The sequence below is a fragment of the Gracilibacillus caseinilyticus genome, assembly GCF_022919115.1.
In the GTDB taxonomy this organism is placed as follows: Bacteria; Bacillota; Bacilli; order Bacillales; family Amphibacillaceae; genus Gracilibacillus; species Gracilibacillus caseinilyticus.
In genome coordinates this window covers 3428639-3445871 of sequence record NZ_CP095072.1, presented here as the reverse complement: position 1 = coordinate 3445871, position 17233 = coordinate 3428639, and the positions used below count along the sequence as shown (strand labels likewise).

Sequence of the window (17233 nt, the reverse complement as noted above, 5' to 3'; positions counted from 1 at the left end):
GATCATATTTTAAAGATATCTTGTGAAATGCTGCTGTTCAAATAGTAGAAAAGCTGGTATTCGCCTCGTCTTTTAGTGAGTGTTGAAGTTTTTCTTGAATTTCTAAATTTTTAACACCTTGAGCTTCTTCACCGCTAAAAATTTTATACCTAATGTATAAAAATGAGCCTTTGATCTTATCTGATCAAGGCCCTTTTTATCACATGCGCAAAGGAAATATACTGAATTACGGTTATACTATTTCCTGGGCAAGCGCATGTTTTGACAACAGATACAAGGTGAACTGTTGTTTTTGTGTGAAAAAACGTGATATTAGTCGATTTTGAAGCTTGCAGCAGATCCGTCAGGTGAGGATTCGACAATTAATTTTGCTTTAATTTCCTCTTTTAATTGTGCTACGTGGGAAATTACCCCGATGACGCGGTGATCACGTTGTAAGTCTTTTAAGCAGGCGATCGCTTGCTCGAGTGATATTTCGTCTAACGTACCAAATCCTTCATCAATAAACAGCGTATCTAGCTGGACCCCTCCTGCATAGGATTGAACAATATCTGCCATACCTAAAGCTAAGCTTAATGCTGCTTTAAATCCTTCTCCACCAGAGAGTGTTTTGACCGATCGTTTTCTACCCGTATAATGATCGAGCACTTCCAGATCTAATCCACTCTGTGCACCTCGTTTTGCTAATTCTTCACTTCGAATTAACTGATAACGATGATCGGTCATCTTATCTAACCTTATGTTCGCTTGCAGCAGTATTTCATCGAGGAAGGTCGACAGTACAAATCGTTCAAATGATAACCTCGCTGTGTTATCTCCTTTAGCAAGATCCGCTAGTTCACCAATATGGTAATAATCTTTATGCAATTTTTCTATTTCCACCGTCAGTTCATTTGTTTTCCGGATGACTTCGATAAGCTGTTTCCGGTACAAATCAATTGATTGCAGATGCTTCGAATGTTCATCCTTTTGCTGCTGCATCGTCGCAATTTGTTCACGTATAATGGCGAGATCTGGTTTTTCACGATCACGGATCCATTCCTTCAGACTATTTAACCGATTTGCTTGTACATTCTTTTGTTCATAGAAATGGTTGATTTCTTGTTCCATTTCTTGCTGTTTGTCTATTGACAGTAAAGCTTCTTTAAAGCTTGTTTCATTTTCAAAATGATAGTCTGCTAGAGTTTGATGCCAAACAGACTGCTGTTGTTCGTATTTCTCTTCTAATTGCTGGTTGTAAGCAATGGCCTCGTTATATTTTGTTTCTTGTTTATGCTTATCTGCTAAAGCTTGTTCATAATCTGCTTGTACTTGCTTCCAAGAGTTATGCATACTTTGCATCTGCTCTTCTAGTTGCTTCAACTGCTGTTTAAATGCTGAAACAGAGTTAATATCATTTGGTAATTGCTCCATTAGTTGAGCGTATTTAGCATGGATTTGTTGATACTCGCTTTCTAGTTGTTTCTGCTTGGTTTGGAGATCGGCAGTATGTTGCTTGATACGGGTATAATCTGCTAGTGTGTTGGAAATCTTCTCCTCTTCCTTCTGCTGTTGCTGCCATATTGAATTTGCCTGCTTCTGAGTTTCTCTTCGTTTGCGCAGGTTGTCCATTATTTGTTGTTCAAGTTTCCGTAATTCTGACTGCGTTATATCTTGTGTTGTTTCCGCTCCAATTGTACTTAACAAACGATTAACAATTTGTCGTTTTGCTTCGCCTTGTTCCTTTATTTGGTACAGTTTCATTTGCATATCGTTCGTCTGATTCTGCAAATCTGTCAACTGTTTCTTTTCCATCTCCAGTTGTTCTTCCGATATACCTTGCTGACGATTTGCAGCAGGTGACGGATGGTGTTCTGAACCGCAGACTGGACACGCTTGTCCAGTCTCCAAATATGAGGCTAAGTCACTGGCAACGTGCGCTTTTCGCTCTTGTTCCAAACGGTCACAACGGTTAGTCTGATCGTTAACTTTATCCTGTAATTTTTGTTGTACGCGCTGATATTGCTGATAATCTTTTCTTAAGATTTGCAGTTGCTGATATTCTGTTTTTAACTCTTGGATTTCCTGAGATTGACGGACATTTTGTTCCAATTCATGCTCGAAATTTTGCAAAGTTGCTGAAGTCTCATGCATCGCATCCTTCAATCGATAATGCTCATCTCTTAGTTGCTCGAGTTCTGTCACTTTTTTCTCGGAATTCGTTAATTCTTTAGATGCCTGTTGTCGTTGTTGCTCGAGTTGATGACGTTTCTCAGAAATAGCTTCAAGTTCATCCATCATATCTAACAGTTTTTGTTGCTCTTTCAACTGAAATTGTAATGATTCTCGTTCGGGTTCCTTCTTTTGTTCCTGTTCATAAGTTTCTTTGATTTGTGTATAACGAGACTGATTCGTTTCTAATTGCTGTTTCAAAGTGGTTAATGATTGTTGGTGTTGCTGCCATTCTTGTTTTCGTGTTTGCAGTAATGTTTCTACTGGTTTTATTTTATCAGCGGTCTTCGCAAGCTCCAGCCGCTCTGTCCGTTGCTTTATTTCAGGCTCTATTTCTGCTAATTGCTGTTGTTTTATATTCAGTTGCTCATATTCGGTGAAATAGTCTACTAATTGTTTTTGCTGGTAGAACGTCTCTTGCAAATTCGTTAATTGATCTGTCATTTGTTCTAACTGGCGATTACCATTTTCTTTTTGTTCATCAAGGCTAAGGAGGTGGTCTTCTAGTTGTTCCTTTGTCTTTGCGTCTGATTGCTCATCTATTGTTCCTTCAGGGAGCTTGTCTAATTCTTGCTGACGCCGCCATTCTAACTTGCTTATTTGTTCTTTTATTTCGGCAGATTCTTCTTTTAATTTTTCAGTAATATTGCGATACAGATACGTGCGGAAGATTTTTTGTAATACTTCCTCCCGCTCTTTACTATTTTCAGAAATTAATTTGCGAAACTCTCCTTGTGGAATCATGATCATTTTCTTGAATTGTTCATAATCCAATCCGATCATCTGTTCAAGAGTTTCGTTCACTTCTTTAATCTTGGAGACAAGCAGTTCCCATTCTTCCTGCTGATTAGACACATATAAACTGGCACTTGCTACTTCTTCTGTGTATCCTTCTCCTCGTGCCCTAGGTTTAAGTTGTTTGGGACTTCTCGTTACCTGATATTTTTTTCCGTGTAATAAGAAAGTGAAGCGAACGTTCGTTTGATTATCAACCTCTGCAAAATGGCTTCGAAATGCTTCCTGATCTCGATCAGCACCACTTGCCCTGCCGTATAAGCTGAAACAGATAGCGTCAAAGATCGTCGTCTTTCCCGCTCCTGTAGGACCAGTAATTAAAAAGATCGGTTCAGCACCCAGTTCGGTAAAATCAATAAGCTGTTTCTCACGATAAGGACCAAATGCTGTCATTTCCAATTGTAACGCACGCATCTTATTTCCTCCTTTCGTCCGTCATGACTTGATGAATAACTCTTTTTATATACGTTTCTCGTTCTTCAGACAGTTCTGTTTTTTTGATTTCTTTATAAAAGGCAGCAAATAATTGCTCATGCGACATTTCTTGCTTCTCTTTAATGGATTGCAGCTCTCGTAACGATTGATGTACGTATGGGTTTTTTCGTTCTAGTCGAAGAATATTCGGATAGAGTTTGCGGAGCTTAGTGACTGGATCCATGATTTGTCCGTCATCCAGCAAGCGTATCTGTAAATAATCTTCTGTTGGTTCTGCAATTTTTCCATCTAACAGATCTTGAAAATAGCCTTCGAGCACACGTAAATTTCTTGGCGCGTTTAGTGGTATGGTCGATAATTGCTTGTCCTCATTTGTGAGTTCAAGCAAGGTAACGGATTTACGGTGATTGGCTTCAGAAAAAGAATATTTCATTAGAGAGCCACTGTAACGGATATACTCGCTTTTGATTTTTTGTGGCTGGTGTAAGTGCCCTAATGCTACGTAATCGAATGCATCAAACAGGCTTGCGTCGATATAGGGAGTCCCTCCAATCATGGTCAGTCTTTCTTCTGATTCTGACTCCATCCCTCCTGCGATAAATGCATGGCCAACTAGTAGATGACGTGCGTCCGGGTGCTCTGTCATCTTTTCTCTCAATTGGGCAATAATACATTCCATAGCAGCTTGATGCGTTTGAATGGTGGCATCCTGGAAATATGCTTTCACTTGCTCTGGTTCGACATATGGGACCATATGAATATACACATCACCATCAGAGTCCTGTAAATGAACAGGGTGAAAAATATCTTCTATCGTGGTTGCTACATATAATTGCTTGGAACGAAACAAGCTCGCACCAAAACCAAGACGGTCTGGACTGTCATGATTTCCTGAGATCGCTACAATCGGTATCTCTAATTCAACGGATGCCTTCGTTAAGAATGCATTTAATATATCTACTGCTTCGCGCGGAGGTACAGCACGATCGTATAAGTCACCTGCTATAATCAGAAGATCAGGCTTTTCTTTCTCCAAAATAGTGAGAAGCTCTCTTAACACCTCTCCCTGGTCCTCTGTCATATGTAAACCATGAACGATTTTGCCTAAATGCCAATCTGCTGTATGAATAATTTTCACCTAACACGCACCATCCTTTCCATATTTTACTTATAATTATACACGAACAAATGATCGAAGTCCATTGAAACAGAACGTCCGTTTGTGTACACTGTATATTGAGGTGATTACATTGATGAATGATCGAGGTAATATAAAATGGGCATCTTTAATGTTACCGGAGCATGTCAAGATGTTGCAAGATTTTTTTGAAGAAGAAGATACGGTAGATCCTTCCATATTAAGCGAGGATGACTCAGCAGAGATGGAGCATACCATTCAGGAAGCCATACACACATCAGCTGCTATCGAAATAGACTTTAAGGATAACGGAACATATAAAAAAACTGTCGGTACTATTATAAAAGCTGATTTAATAGGACGACAATTGAACTTACTTACAGCACAAAATAACAAGCTAAAGTTACGGTTTGATCAAATCGTATCGCTTCGTTTTCACCATAAGTAAAAGCCATGAGGTTACTCATGGCTTTTCTTCTTCTATATAGCTGTCCCAGAGATTATCAAATGTTGATATAGCTTCTGGGAACGGTGTATGCCATTCCAAGTAACGGCTGATGTCATCATAATCATTGGAATGTTTTGGGAAATCGTGCTCATAAAACATCCAATCTGCCAATTTTCTAGCATTATCTAATTGTTTGTTCCCCCGATAACGCATCATAAAGTGATAGAAAGATTTCATCGTATTCGCTCATCCTCTTTATTCATTTTCCATGAATTCACGATGTTTGTCTTGTTTTTTTCGATAAACCATCCGTGATAACATAATACTGATTTCATAAAGAATAATTAACGGGATTGCTACGATGATTTGCAAAATAAAATCTGGAGGTGAAATCATCGTCCCGATAATGATCAGTATGAAATACCCGTACTTACGTGTTTTCGATAAGAATTGAGGTGTAACGATGCCTAAACTAGTTAGAAACATCGTGATTACCGGCACTTCAAAGAATACCGCAAATGGTAAAGTCACTCGAAAGATAAAACGGAAATAATTCTCGACCGTAAACATCGTTTCAAACATTCCGTCATTTAGTGACAGAACAAATGGTAAGATCAGTTTAATGAAAATGTAATAGCCGAACGCAAGTCCTGCTAAAAATAATAGAAAAACAACTGGAATATAAATTAAGGAAAGTTGTTGTTCCCTCTTCGTTAAACCAGGTCTGACAAAAAACCATATTTGGATGCAGAGAAAAGGTAATGTTCCAGCAAGTGCCACAATAAAGGCAATCATAAAGATAACCCAAATAATTTCTTCAGGTGAAATAAGATTGAGTGTTATATCTATATCGTTTAGAAAGAAATTACGAATATCTTCCACAAAGTACAAACCGCCCATAAAAAATAATATAAAAATAAAGGCTGTCCATAATAAACGATTTCGTAATTCGGCAAAGTGTTCGAGATAACCCATCTCTTTTTCATTTGGTAATGATTTATCTTCCTCCATTTTCAACGTCCCTTCATCGTCAGACAGTGTACCAAAGGCAATCCCTGTTTCAAAAGAAGAAACAGGGATTCTGCATTTCCTATGTAGGTAACCGAAAATGCTTCGGCCACGTTTGTACCACGCTGTTGCTCTTATTTTTCTGATTTGTCTTTGTCATCGTTCATAATATCATTGGTCGCCTTCTTGAATTCTCGCAGTGAACTGCCAACTGCTTTACCGATTTCCGGTAATTTAGAAGGTCCAAAAATAACTAAGGCAATGATTAATATTAAAATTAGCCCAGGAAAGCCAATATTTGAAAACATGTCGTTCACCTCATTATAGGATTACTTCGTTGTATCCGTATCATTCTGTTCTTTCTCATCATCTGTCAAATCACGTGCTGATTTTTTAAATTCCCGTAACGTGTCCCCTGTTGCTTTGCCAATCTCGGGTAATTTCTTAGGTCCGAAGATGATTAAAGCAATGATCAGGATCAATATCAGTCCAGGAAAGCCAATTTGAGATAGCATAAAATGCGCCCCTTTAATTAAAATCTAAAAATATTTGGAGTGTTTCACCGTAAATCCTTTATTGATGGCAATCTCACTTTATTTCTTATCTTATCACGATTTGCATGCCTTGTCTTTATTAACAGTAAAAATATTACGATTTTTTCCGATCATACTGAATGAAGTAGTAATCATAGTTATTGTTTTCGTCTTTTATCCCTTTTTCTTTCTTCGTCTGGTGCCAGTCTGACTCATCAAATTCAGGGAAAAACGTATCACCGTCAAACGTTTCGTCAATGTAGGTCATATAGATACGATCGGCGAATGGTAATACTTGTTCAAAGATATACTCCCCGCCAATGACAAACCATTCTTTGTCAGGTTGTTCTTCATTTAATTGTTGTATATCTGCAATCGAGTGAATCACCTGACTGTTTGTAGCAGTATAGTTTTTATCTCTTGTTACAATAATATTTTCCCTTTTTGGCAATGGACCATTCATTGATTCAAATGTTTTGCGTCCCATAATAATGGTTTGGTTTATCGTCACATCTTTGAAAAATTTCAGATCCTTTGGCAAATGCCAAGGTAAATCATTGTCTTTACCAATTACTCGATTACTTCCCATAGCAAATAATAGTGAAATCATCGTCATTCCTCCTTACGTTATACAGCGACTGGTGCTTTAATCGCCGGGTGCGGTTGATAATTCTCTAATGTAATATCATTTAGCTCGATATCAAAAATCGATACACCTTCCTTAATATGTACAGAAGGTAAGGCTTTCGGATCGCGTGATAGCTGTTCTTTCACCTGTTCGATGTGATTGGAATAAATGTGTGCATCACCGAACGTATGAATAAATTCACCTGACTCCAAACCGCATTCTTGTGCTACTAGAAGTGTTAATAATGCATAGCTTGCAATGTTAAACGGAACACCTAAGAAAATATCACCACTGCGCTGATAGAGCTGACAGCTTAACTTACCATCTGCTACATAGAACTGAAACATCGTATGACAAGGTGGTAAAGCCATCGTTGGCACATCCTCCGGGTTCCAGGCAGAAACAATGTGTCTTCTTGAATAGGGATTTTGTTTTATGGCTTCAACCACTTCTTTTAATTGATCGATCGTTTCATTTTGCGATGTTTGCCACTGTCTCCATTGCTTTCCATATACAGATCCAAGGTTACCATAGGTTGCAGCGAATTGATCGTCTTCTAATATTTGCTTCTTAAACACCGCCATTTGTTCGTCATATTGCTGCTTGAAGGCTGGATCTGTTAGAGAACGGTGGCCAAAATCATCCATGTCAGGACCTTGGTAGTCTTCACTCTCGACCCAGTTTTTAAAAGCCCATTCATTCCAAATATTATTATTATGCTGCAGCAAGTACCGGATGTTCGTATCGCCTTTCATAAACCATAGTAATTCGCTAACAATTAAGCGAAAAGGAACTTTTTTGGTTGTTAATAATGGAAAACCTTCCGCTAAATTAAAGCGCATTTGATGACCGAAAATCGAATATGTTCCGGTATTAGTACGATCTTCTTTGGATGTACCTTCTTTTAATACTTTTTTACATAAATCTAAATATTGTTGTTCACTTTTTGACATCAGTCGTCTTCCTTCCTTCCTGGATACATATATTACAAATTCGTAACAAACATCACGAAAAATCATATTTCCCCTATTTTAACATAAATTTTTCGTAAGTAATAATTTCGCAAGGGGTGGTTTTATGATGTTACAGGATCAATTAGCACGGGTAGTAAAACACTCCGTCGCATACAGCTTTGCATTTAGCCAGCCTTTTATCTTTTATATTGATGCTTACCCAATGATGCAAAATGATGTGTTGGAACAGGCTGACATCAAGTATGGTATGCAGCATGAGGCTGTTCGCATGCTTCAGCATAAATTGCAAAAATTATCGTACTATGACTCATCAGTTGATGGAGAATTCGGCATTTTAACAGAATATGCGTTAAAGAAATTTCAGCAAGACAACTTCCTTGAACAGACAGGCAAATCAGATAAAAAGACGATTCAAGCAATACTGGACAAAGAAGAGCACTTTTACCAGAAACGATTGAATCAAAGTGACCTTGAATTCTCGATGGGTGAAAGTAGCCAGCAAGTATTGCAAATACAGGAAGCTTTATTGTACTTCGGCTATTATCGCGCCAACCTTGACGGAATATATGGTGAAAAAACCGAAGCAGCTATCGAAACGTATAAGCAGGATAAAGGACTTGAAATTCACCATATCGAAGCAGAAGTAAAGGAAGAAAAGGTCGAAACAAGGCAAATAGCAGCAGTAGAAGTAGTTAATGATCAAGCACAATCTACGGAAACTGCTAAGGCTGCTTCAGAGCCAGGCGAAGCGAAAACAACGAAGAAAGCAACTCCTGCTAAAAAAACCGTTACAGTCAGCGGCGTTGTGGCTACGGCTAAAAACTACATGGGAACTCCATATGTTTGGGGTGGTACTTCTACTTCCGGATTTGATTGCAGCGGTTATTTACAATACGTATTCCAACAGCTTGGTGTATCATTACCACGAACAGTCAGCGACATGTGGAACGCTACGAAACCCGTTGATCAGCCGGCTGTTGGTGATTTAGTTTTTTTCCAAACATATAAGCCTGGTCCATCTCATGCTGGTATTTACATTGGAAATGGTCAATTTATTCATGCCGGCGAGTCCAACGGTGTAGCAATAAGTGAGATGGATAACAGTTATTGGTCTCCGCGATACTTAGGTGCAAAGCGAATACAGTTACAGTAGGTCAAAAAAGTCTATTTGTTTAGGATGTAGTCCTTTATAGTGAATATTTAATAGTGCTAACAGCTGTTTGGCATTATCAGCTGCGTCTCCACCGGAATTATTATTAAATAGGATCGTTATTTCTTTTACATGCTTTTTAATTGTTTGAATGCGTTCTATCCATTCCTGTAACTCTGCTTCATTGTATCGATAAAGAAAACGAACGGCACGCCAATCTTCTTGACCGTGATTATTCCATCCATGGACATTTCTTCCATGAAAACGAATTAATGCACGGTCATTTGTCGTGTCGGTAACAATTGGTATCGATCCTTGTCCAGCTTGCGGTTCGTCACAGATTGTATGAGTTACCTGCAATTGTTTAAGGAAATCTGCAGTTTCTTGCTGGTGTGCTTCATACCAAGAGCGATTACGAAATTCGATCGCAATCGGAATATCCCCCATCCACTGTTTAATTTTTTTCAGTTTATCAATATGCCGTTGTTTGACATCAAACCAAGGTGGAAATTGAAAAAGCACGGTATTTAATTTCCCTGCTTCGATTACAGGCTGAATGGATGTGATAAAAGCTTCGACTAATTCCTTTGCTTCACGGTTTGTTAATTTTTTTCGATCATGGCCGGTTATGGTTTGAAATGCTTTAATCACAAAGGAGAAATTATCGGGCGTTTCCTCTACCCATTTCCGGTAATTAGCTTGAGATTGAATAGCATAAAATGAACTGTCGATTTCTACTACCGGAAAATGGGAACTGTATGTTTTCAATTTCTGGTTTCTTTCTTTACTAGATTTATATAAAGATGGATGGTCTCCCCATCCTGTTAAGCCTATTAAAACAGTCATTTCTGTCACCTCTCGTTCTATACATTACCATTTTTTTTGAGTGATGAAAAGGTTTTAATCGTTGCAGCTAAAGGAATTTTCATCTATCTATATCTTGACGTTTTTGGAAAAATAAGCTATAGTAAATGACAAGCAAAGAAGATGTTTTGGGTTCATTATTATCTGGTAGCTTCTATAGAAGTAAATGGAATGGTGATCCTATACTTCTGTGGTTGCTACCTTTTTCATTATTCCCCATCTTGTTTGTATTACCACGTTATACGTGAAAGCTTTTAGGAGGAAAGATAACATGGAAAACGGTACAGTAAAATGGTTCAATGCTGAGAAAGGCTACGGTTTCATTCAATTAGAAGAAGGCAATGATGTCTTTGTACATTATTCCGCTATCCAACAAGAAGGTTTCAAAACATTAGAAGAAGGCCAAGAAGTCACATTCGAAATCGTCGAAGGTGAAAGAGGCCCACAAGCAGCTAACGTAGAAAAAAAATAAAATAAATATACTACAGGCGATGATCCCGATATGATCATCGCCTTTTATAATAAGCCGATAGTATAGTTACCTCATAAAGCCGCATTACTAAACGCTTAAGATTGAGAAAATAAACATGTAATTACAAAATAATGCATAGCACCACTGCTATTAGCTGTTTCAAAAATTGTAACACTTTCTAAAGCGTAGGAAATATGCGGAGACTCCTCATGACGCAGGTCGTGTGTGAAGAGCCCGCAGGAAAGTTGGTTTCTTTCCGAAGAAGCTGAACCCTACCCCACAGGACGCGGAGCATATTTCCGGAGCTTTGCTACGCAGATAATACATGACAAAATTACCACATTACAGCACAGTTCCACTTTACATCATCCATATTATAGGTACCTATATATTTTTAAGTTCGTTACGGATCTGGCGGGTTTATGCTCGCTTTTTCTTATGGTGAAAATGGATACATTTGCTTTATTAGTTCGTACCGGTATCGATCCATTGTCAGGCAGATAGTTAACTGTTCTATATACGCGATCTGTTCTCTTGTAAGGATGTCATAACGGAACATTTCCATTTACTTTCTTCTATTAAATGTGGTATTTTTATTAATTGACGATACTGATTATCAAGTGTTAATCGTCTATAAGTTCCTCACAACTTCAAGCAGTTATTAATGAAAGGTTGGAAACGAATTTGACTAATGAATTGTTATGGATATTATTTGCCCTCGTAAATTTTGCCATACTGATCGTGATGTACAGAATTTTTGGCAAAGCTGGGTTATTTGTTTGGATTGGGATGTCTACCGTCATCGCCAATATTCAAGTAATCAAAACAGTAGAAATGCTTGGACTTATTGCTACTTTAGGTAACATCACCTATGGAACGATTTTTCTAGCGACCGATATTCTGAATGAGAATCACGGTAAAAAAGAAGCAAAAAAAGCGGTTTGGCTGGGCTTTGCTTCGTTGCTCATCATGACCATTGTCATGCAGGTCGTATTGCGATTTACGCCACACGCAAGCGACATCTCTCAAGATGCGTTAGAAACTATCTTTGAAATTGTGCCAAACATTGCACTGGGAAGTATGGCTGCATTTGTTATCAGTCAATACTTGGACGTTTGGATTTACAGTAAAATTAAGCAATTACTGCCTTCTGAGCGGATGCTCTGGATACGAAACAATGGTAGTACGATGATTAGCCAGTTTGTCGATACGTTAGTATTCTGTTCGATCGCATTTTATGATTTACATGACTTTGATGTCTGGTTAGAGATTTTATTGACGACGTATGTTATTAAATTTGCTGTCGCAGCATTAGACACACCGTTTTTATATATAGCAAAGAGAATCAAACCAAAACTTGATGAATAAGGAGTATATGGGATGATTGAAGTATACACAGATGGTGCAAGCAAAGGAAATCCTGGTCCTAGCGGGGTTGGTATTTATATAAAAAAAGGTACACAACATTGGGAACAGTCACACTTTATCGGAAAGTACTCTAATCATGAGGCAGAATTTATCGCTGTCATCAAAGCATTAGAATGGTGCCAGCAACAATTTCCGGATGAGATTGTATCTTGTCGATCGGATGCAAAAGTGGTTGTTGACTCGGTTGAAAAAGAGATGGTACGAAACAGTCAGTACCAGCCTTATGTCGATCAGATTATACAGTTAGCTGCTGCTTTCCCCTATTTCTTTATGAAATGGATTCCAGAGAAACAAAATAAGCATGCAGATGTATTAGCCCGGAACGCAATAGCCAACGACCGGTATTAACGCATTAAGTCATTTTGCTTTAAAAGCAAGATGGCTTCTTTTTTTGTCTGGATTTGATGACGCTCAAACAATTCTAGCAAACTAATATAAAAACTGCGATCAAACGTCATTTGAATCTGCAACGTGAATGAAATCGCTAATTTGGCATGGATAATAGAAGTATTGGTATATTTATGGCCAAAATAAATAAAATGAACCTCTTCATCGGTTAATTTAAATCCTTTTGTCCATAAATTTTCTAAAAAATATGCCAGCTGTTCACTTTCCTTCACATTAATCCCCCGCTTGTCCTTCTCTCTCTGTCTAATTATGTATAGATACTCTAAGGCTAGTATAGATTTATTTATACCAATCGTCTAGTTTTCTTTTTTCAATTACAACATTCGGCAGACAAATAATTTAATAGACGGATGGCATCGGAAAAGTAGTCTAATTTCTTTATTATACACTTCCGTTTATATAAATGAGATTAAGTACAACTGATTTATGTTAATCATTTCTCTTTTATATTCAAGTGAACAAAGTATCTCATCTAATGTTTGGGTTACCATAGCATTGTTAAGTTGGTGTATAAAATTTATTATTAAATTGCTATATAACTTTTTCCATCCAAAGCGATCCAACTAATGGAAAAGGAAAAAGGCAAGTATGTACTTGCCTTTCACCTTTGTTTTTTACCGAAATACTGATAATAATCCGTTCTGATAAACGCATTGAACAGTTTGCGTTTTTTCGACGCTCCTTTACCATACAACGCTTCGAATTTCTCATTTGCAGTTAATATATACACATTCCAACTCGGATAATTTCGCAATACACTTCCGAGCTTTCGATACATCTCTTCTACTGCTTCTTTATCACCTAATCGCTCACCATAAGGAGGATTGCTGACGATATAACCGCCCTCATGCGTCGAATGAAAGTCTGTTGCTTGCATTTGCTTCCATTGTACAAGATCGGCAAGCCCTGCTTCCATGGCGTTTTCCTTAGCGATATCAATCATTTTAGGGTCAAGGTCGGAACCATAAATGTATAGCGGCTGATCATAATTAGCCAAGTCCTCTGCTTCTTCTAATGCTTTATCCCATATATCAGATGAAATGAAATCCCACTCTTCTGCTGCGAATGAACGGTTAAAGCCAGGGGCGATGTTTTGACCAATAAGTGCTGCTTCAATCGGAATTGTTCCAGATCCGCAGAATAGATCATAAAAAGGCTGATCACCGCGCCAATTGGTTAACTGAACCAAAGCTGCTGCCAATGTTTCTTTTAACGGTGCATCCCCTTGTCCTGTCCGGTATCCTCTTTTATGCAGGCCGACTCCGGATGTATCCAATGTAATCGTTACTTTATCCTTTAATAGAGCAGCTTCAATTTTATATTCCGCTCCTGTCTCTTCTAACCAGTTAGCAATTCCGTGTTTTTGCTTTAATCGTTCAACGATCGCTTTCTTCACAATGGCCTGGCAATCTGGGACACTGTATAACTTCGATTTGTGTGACTTACCATTTACAGGAAACTTCCCATTCTCCGGAATATATTGTTCCCACGGTAAAGCTTTTGTTTGTTCAAAAAGCTCATCATATGTCGTCGCTTCAAATTCACCGATCAGTAATTTTACACGGTCCGCTGTACGCAACCATAGATTACAACAAGCTATAGCTTGATGATCGGCTTGAAAGATTACCTTTCCATTTTCTACTGTGACATCTTCGTAGCCTAATTGACGTACTTCCTTGGCTACAATTGCTTCTAGGCCCATTGCAGCGGTTGCTATTAATGTAATTGAGTTTCCCATTGCTTATAAATTCCTTTCAATGTTATTACTATTTAGAATGAACCATTTTCTTATATGTATAACAAAACCCCTTTCACCAAGAAAAGGGGTCTATCGTCATCATTACGACCTGAATGAATGTCCGTAAGCCATGTTCTGTCCTTCTCGTACTGCAAACGGTGGTCAGCCTCGTACCAAAGGTGTAATCATCTGTCTACAAGTAACGAATACTTGTCCCTCGTTCGGTTGAATTCCCTACTAGAGGATGCCCCTACCAATATTTGGGTTGCTCACTCGAGGGGTTTACCTCGTTCCACCTAAATAGTTTCCTATTTAGCTACGTCACTGTGGCACTTTCAAGGTAGTCACACCATATCAACAGACTTAGGTGTTTTTCCTGCCGTTAACCTGATTCAGGTTACCTTGACTTATGATTTCGTCAAGCACGAACACTACAAGCATCTCAGCCTGTGTGAGCATGGACTTTCCTCTACACAGAAACTGTGCAGCGATTACTACAACATTCATTGCAATTATTTAAGCCTTCATTATTGTATCACGAATAAAACAATAGTCAATGGTAAAGATTAACGGATAAGTTTATTCTTCGTATTTCTTACCGAACACTGCTTTTTCCAAATTAGACAGTCTTTTAAGAATATCGTAATTTACTTGATGATTGGATGTTGTTGGTCGAATACGAGTGTGCTCTGCCTGTCTTTTTAATCGTTCATTTTCTTGCTGTAATCGTGCTATTTCATCCTGAAAATACTCATAATCCTGAATAATAACATCTAAATATTCGTCGACTTCTTCCTGATGATATCCTCTCATTGCGGTTTTAAAGTTTTTTTCTAGAATATCTTTTCCATTTAATTGATTTGCCATGCTTTCCACCTCATTTAATCATTAAATTCATTTTTTCAAAAAAGTCTGAAGTTGTCAATTTTTATTACGAATAACCGTCGATGGAGTCTTGATGCGACCTTACTACTTCCTCTAAATCTTCTGGTGTGATAAATAAAATAGAATAGCTGGATTCAGATGCTGCTTTTTTTAGCTTGTCTAACATGTATCCAGCACTTCCAGGATACTCTTCATCTGCAAGGATTAAGCATCCTTCTGTTTTGTCAATTAACCAGTGATCTTTGTTTATTAATTGATAAGGTGCTTTATAGGTTTCTTCATATAATGGTTGATAATAGTCGGCTTGTTCTTTTATTTCCAGAAAGAGTTCCTGATAAATATCCGGCCATCTAGATTCGTATTCTAAAAAAGGTGGAAATATGCCTAATTGAATATTATAATCTTCTCTGAGATCGATAACGACTTGTGCAGCCCATAATTCCACTCCCATTTGGCCGGACACGATAACCCATTCTAATCCATCATCAATTAAGGAAAGTAGACGTTGCTTTAATGCTTCTTTAATGAAAAAAATCCGGTGATCCTTTTCATTTCGTATATTTAATTCCATTGGTTTATTACCGGTTATCGTTATTACTTTCACTTTGTTTCCACTACCTTCCATCAGATGAAACTGTATGTATTAGTATAAAGGATATGCTTGCGAGTTTCTAGTAATGAATCATCTAGATAAACAAAAAATAAACCATCACAGAAAGCTCTGTGACAGCTTATTTTATCGTAACATGACAGTAATAGATAGATCCAGCTCTTATTACCACATTTTTTTTGGTTTGCAGCAGTGACCAGCAGGTGGTTGATTAAAACCAGGATCTACTGCTCCACCAACCATTCCATTATTCATACCATTGCCCATTCCGTTGCCCATACCCGGATCCATAGCACCCATTACAGCGTTGGGATTACCAACTGTATTTACTTGGTCCACTGTGTTTTGATATGAAGTAGTCTGCGGATAGTAGTGTGTGTTCTTCACTAAGTGATGATTTACTACATTTGTATGTGTCGGATGGATATGATTTACTTCACTTTCACTGCAAGTATGCACTTCTTTACATTTTGTCGGGTGTACAATGGTGTTAGCTGGACTTACACAACCAAAAGGTCTTCGATGTCTCATTCATAGTCACCTCACTATTTTGTATTCAATATTAGCGTATGTTACCTAGTGAAGTTTGTCTAAGACAACTACCTATTACTGGCATATTTTTTAATTTTTTTTGATATCATCTCTTAATAATGAGAAGACATAGATTACAGATTGATGTAATTCCATGTATCGTTTCCGCCTAACATCTACATAATAGCTGTGTAATAACAATAATTTAATATTTTCCTCAGTCGATTCAATTTGCTGTGGATGAACATTTACGTGTCGGTTCTTTACAAACTGTAATGCTTCTTGATACCAGTTTTCCACTTTTTTGAAAACTGGCGCTGTTTGTTCTTTAACGAAAGCGAAAAACTCGGGGTCACGTTTGTTTTCCGGTTTCTCATGTGTCAGATAATAAGATTTTAATTCGTTCAATTCTTGTTCCAGTTCTTCTATATATGCTAACAGTAACAACAGCAGTACCGCCTTTCTTCTCCTTGCGTTCCATTATTACTGTAACATGATTTCCTTTAATATTCTATTATGCACCTTCTTGTTTGTATTGGAGATTAAATGGCCAATGTGGACTATTTTCCCGGTTGGCAGGTCGTGTATTCCATTCTTGTTCGATACGATCAATAATATCAATTAGATGCTCCATTTTACGTTCGCAGGTTTCTTTCTTTACAACAACATGATTATTTTTCATGTCATTCCCTCCTTTTAATATTATCTATTCGATATTTATGTTTGGAATCCTTTGTCTTTGACAAAACTAGAAGTAAGCTGACACAACAACGAAAAATACGTATTTTTTATACAAAAATAGCCAAACTAACAGACAAAGGAGGGATATTAATGCGTGTAAACAAGAAGCGAAAACTAAATAATCAAAGGGAAAAACAGCATGACAAAGAGATACCGACTCAAAATGACAAAAAATTAAATGGGCCAAACCGTCCTGCAACTTAGAACAAAAGTCGACATCGCTGGCATCGTGATGT

At 37.8% G+C, this 17233-nt stretch carries 21 protein-coding genes and 1 other RNA gene; 5 read left to right on the top strand and 17 right to left on the bottom strand.

Going from position 1 to position 17233, the window contains the following annotated elements:
• Positions 1-312 precede the first annotated feature (312 nt).
• Positions 313-3420: an AAA family ATPase gene (locus MUN88_RS16440; RefSeq protein ID WP_244716955.1), complete on the bottom strand. Its 3108-nt coding sequence runs from the start codon at positions 3418-3420 to the stop codon at positions 313-315.
• Position 3421: 1 nt separating this feature from the next.
• Positions 3422-4579 carry an exonuclease SbcCD subunit D gene (locus MUN88_RS16435; RefSeq protein WP_244716953.1) on the bottom strand — a complete coding sequence of 386 codons (1158 nt, stop codon included), beginning with the start codon at positions 4577-4579 and terminating at the stop codon, positions 3422-3424.
• Positions 4580-4694: 115 nt separating this feature from the next.
• Here MUN88_RS16435 and MUN88_RS16430 point away from each other — a divergent pair, with 115 nt between their 5' ends.
• Positions 4695-5027 carry a YolD-like family protein gene (locus MUN88_RS16430; protein ID WP_244716951.1) on the top strand — a complete coding sequence of 111 codons (333 nt, stop codon included), beginning with the start codon at positions 4695-4697 and terminating at the stop codon, positions 5025-5027.
• Between the two features lie 15 nt (positions 5028-5042).
• Here MUN88_RS16430 and MUN88_RS16425 read toward each other — a convergent pair whose 3' ends face one another.
• The 6 genes from MUN88_RS16425 to MUN88_RS16400 all read right to left on the bottom strand — a co-directional run bounded on the left by MUN88_RS16425 (position 5043) and on the right by MUN88_RS16400 (position 8149).
• Positions 5043-5264, bottom strand: coding sequence for a YozE family protein (locus MUN88_RS16425; RefSeq protein ID WP_244716949.1), 222 nt, complete (start codon positions 5262-5264; stop codon positions 5043-5045).
• 18 nt (positions 5265-5282) lie between these two features.
• Positions 5283-6038: a twin-arginine translocase subunit TatC gene (gene tatC, locus MUN88_RS16420; protein WP_244716947.1), complete on the bottom strand. Its 756-nt coding sequence runs from the start codon at positions 6036-6038 to the stop codon at positions 5283-5285.
• Between the two features lie 131 nt (positions 6039-6169).
• Positions 6170-6343, bottom strand: coding sequence for a twin-arginine translocase TatA/TatE family subunit (locus tag MUN88_RS16415; protein WP_244716945.1), 174 nt, complete (start codon positions 6341-6343; stop codon positions 6170-6172).
• Between the two features lie 21 nt (positions 6344-6364).
• Positions 6365-6550 (bottom strand): twin-arginine translocase TatA/TatE family subunit, encoded by a 186-nt coding sequence (gene tatA, locus MUN88_RS16410; RefSeq protein ID WP_244716943.1) that lies wholly within the window; start codon positions 6548-6550, stop codon positions 6365-6367.
• Positions 6551-6683: 133 nt separating this feature from the next.
• On the bottom strand, positions 6684-7178 hold the full coding sequence (locus MUN88_RS16405) for a dihydrofolate reductase (protein ID WP_244716941.1): 495 nt from the start codon (positions 7176-7178) through the stop codon (positions 6684-6686).
• Positions 7179-7195: 17 nt separating this feature from the next.
• The gene (locus MUN88_RS16400) at positions 7196-8149 is read right to left on the bottom strand and encodes a thymidylate synthase (protein WP_244716939.1); all 954 of its coding nucleotides are present in this window, start codon (positions 8147-8149) and stop codon (positions 7196-7198) included.
• A gap of 124 nt (positions 8150-8273) precedes the next feature.
• Here MUN88_RS16400 and MUN88_RS16395 point away from each other — a divergent pair, with 124 nt between their 5' ends.
• A complete protein-coding gene (locus tag MUN88_RS16395) occupies positions 8274-9323 on the top strand; it encodes a C40 family peptidase (protein ID WP_244716937.1) in 1050 nt (349 codons plus the stop codon).
• Here MUN88_RS16395 and MUN88_RS16390 read toward each other — a convergent pair.
• Positions 9315-10166, bottom strand: a complete 852-nt coding sequence (locus tag MUN88_RS16390; RefSeq protein ID WP_244716935.1) for a DUF72 domain-containing protein — start codon at positions 10164-10166, stop codon at positions 9315-9317. The two genes, MUN88_RS16395 and MUN88_RS16390, sit on opposite strands and share 9 nt — an antisense overlap.
• 289 nt (positions 10167-10455) lie before the next feature.
• Between MUN88_RS16390 and MUN88_RS16385 the strand changes: the two genes are divergently transcribed.
• The 3 genes from MUN88_RS16385 (at position 10456) to MUN88_RS16375 (ending at position 12432) form a co-directional block, all read left to right on the top strand.
• Positions 10456-10656 carry a cold-shock protein gene (locus MUN88_RS16385; RefSeq protein ID WP_204667074.1) on the top strand — a complete coding sequence of 67 codons (201 nt, stop codon included), beginning with the start codon at positions 10456-10458 and terminating at the stop codon, positions 10654-10656.
• Positions 10657-11340: 684 nt separating this feature from the next.
• Positions 11341-12024, top strand: a complete 684-nt coding sequence (locus MUN88_RS16380) for a queuosine precursor transporter (RefSeq protein WP_244716933.1) — start codon at positions 11341-11343, stop codon at positions 12022-12024.
• A 12-nt stretch (positions 12025-12036) separates the two neighbouring features.
• Positions 12037-12432 (top strand): ribonuclease HI family protein, encoded by a 396-nt coding sequence (locus tag MUN88_RS16375; protein WP_244716931.1) that lies wholly within the window; start codon positions 12037-12039, stop codon positions 12430-12432.
• Here MUN88_RS16375 and MUN88_RS16370 read toward each other — a convergent pair.
• From MUN88_RS16370 to MUN88_RS16335, 8 genes are all read right to left on the bottom strand, one after another.
• Entirely contained in the window at positions 12429-12704 is a 276-nt protein-coding gene (locus MUN88_RS16370) for a DUF6123 family protein (RefSeq protein WP_244716929.1), read from the bottom strand. The genes MUN88_RS16375 and MUN88_RS16370 overlap by 4 nt on opposite strands.
• A 389-nt stretch (positions 12705-13093) precedes the next feature.
• Positions 13094-14230, bottom strand: a complete 1137-nt coding sequence (locus tag MUN88_RS16365) for a THUMP domain-containing class I SAM-dependent RNA methyltransferase (RefSeq protein WP_244716927.1) — start codon at positions 14228-14230, stop codon at positions 13094-13096.
• 119 nt (positions 14231-14349) lie between these two features.
• Positions 14350-14734: RNase P RNA component class B (rnpB, locus tag MUN88_RS16360), an RNA gene on the bottom strand.
• Positions 14735-14809: 75 nt separating this feature from the next.
• Entirely contained in the window at positions 14810-15097 is a 288-nt protein-coding gene (gpsB, locus tag MUN88_RS16355; RefSeq protein ID WP_244716925.1) for a cell division regulator GpsB, read from the bottom strand.
• Positions 15098-15161: 64 nt separating this feature from the next.
• A complete protein-coding gene (locus MUN88_RS16350; RefSeq protein WP_244716923.1) occupies positions 15162-15719 on the bottom strand; it encodes an SLOG family protein in 558 nt (185 codons plus the stop codon).
• Between the two features lie 171 nt (positions 15720-15890).
• Complete coding sequence (locus tag MUN88_RS16345; protein ID WP_244716921.1) at positions 15891-16256, bottom strand: spore coat protein; 366 nt, start codon at positions 16254-16256, stop codon at positions 15891-15893.
• 90 nt (positions 16257-16346) lie between these two features.
• The gene (locus MUN88_RS16340; RefSeq protein WP_244716919.1) at positions 16347-16703 is read right to left on the bottom strand and encodes a DUF1798 family protein; all 357 of its coding nucleotides are present in this window, start codon (positions 16701-16703) and stop codon (positions 16347-16349) included.
• Positions 16704-16770: 67 nt separating this feature from the next.
• Positions 16771-16938 (bottom strand): hypothetical protein, encoded by a 168-nt coding sequence (locus tag MUN88_RS16335; RefSeq protein WP_244716917.1) that lies wholly within the window; start codon positions 16936-16938, stop codon positions 16771-16773.
• Positions 16939-17233: the final 295 nt, after the last annotated feature.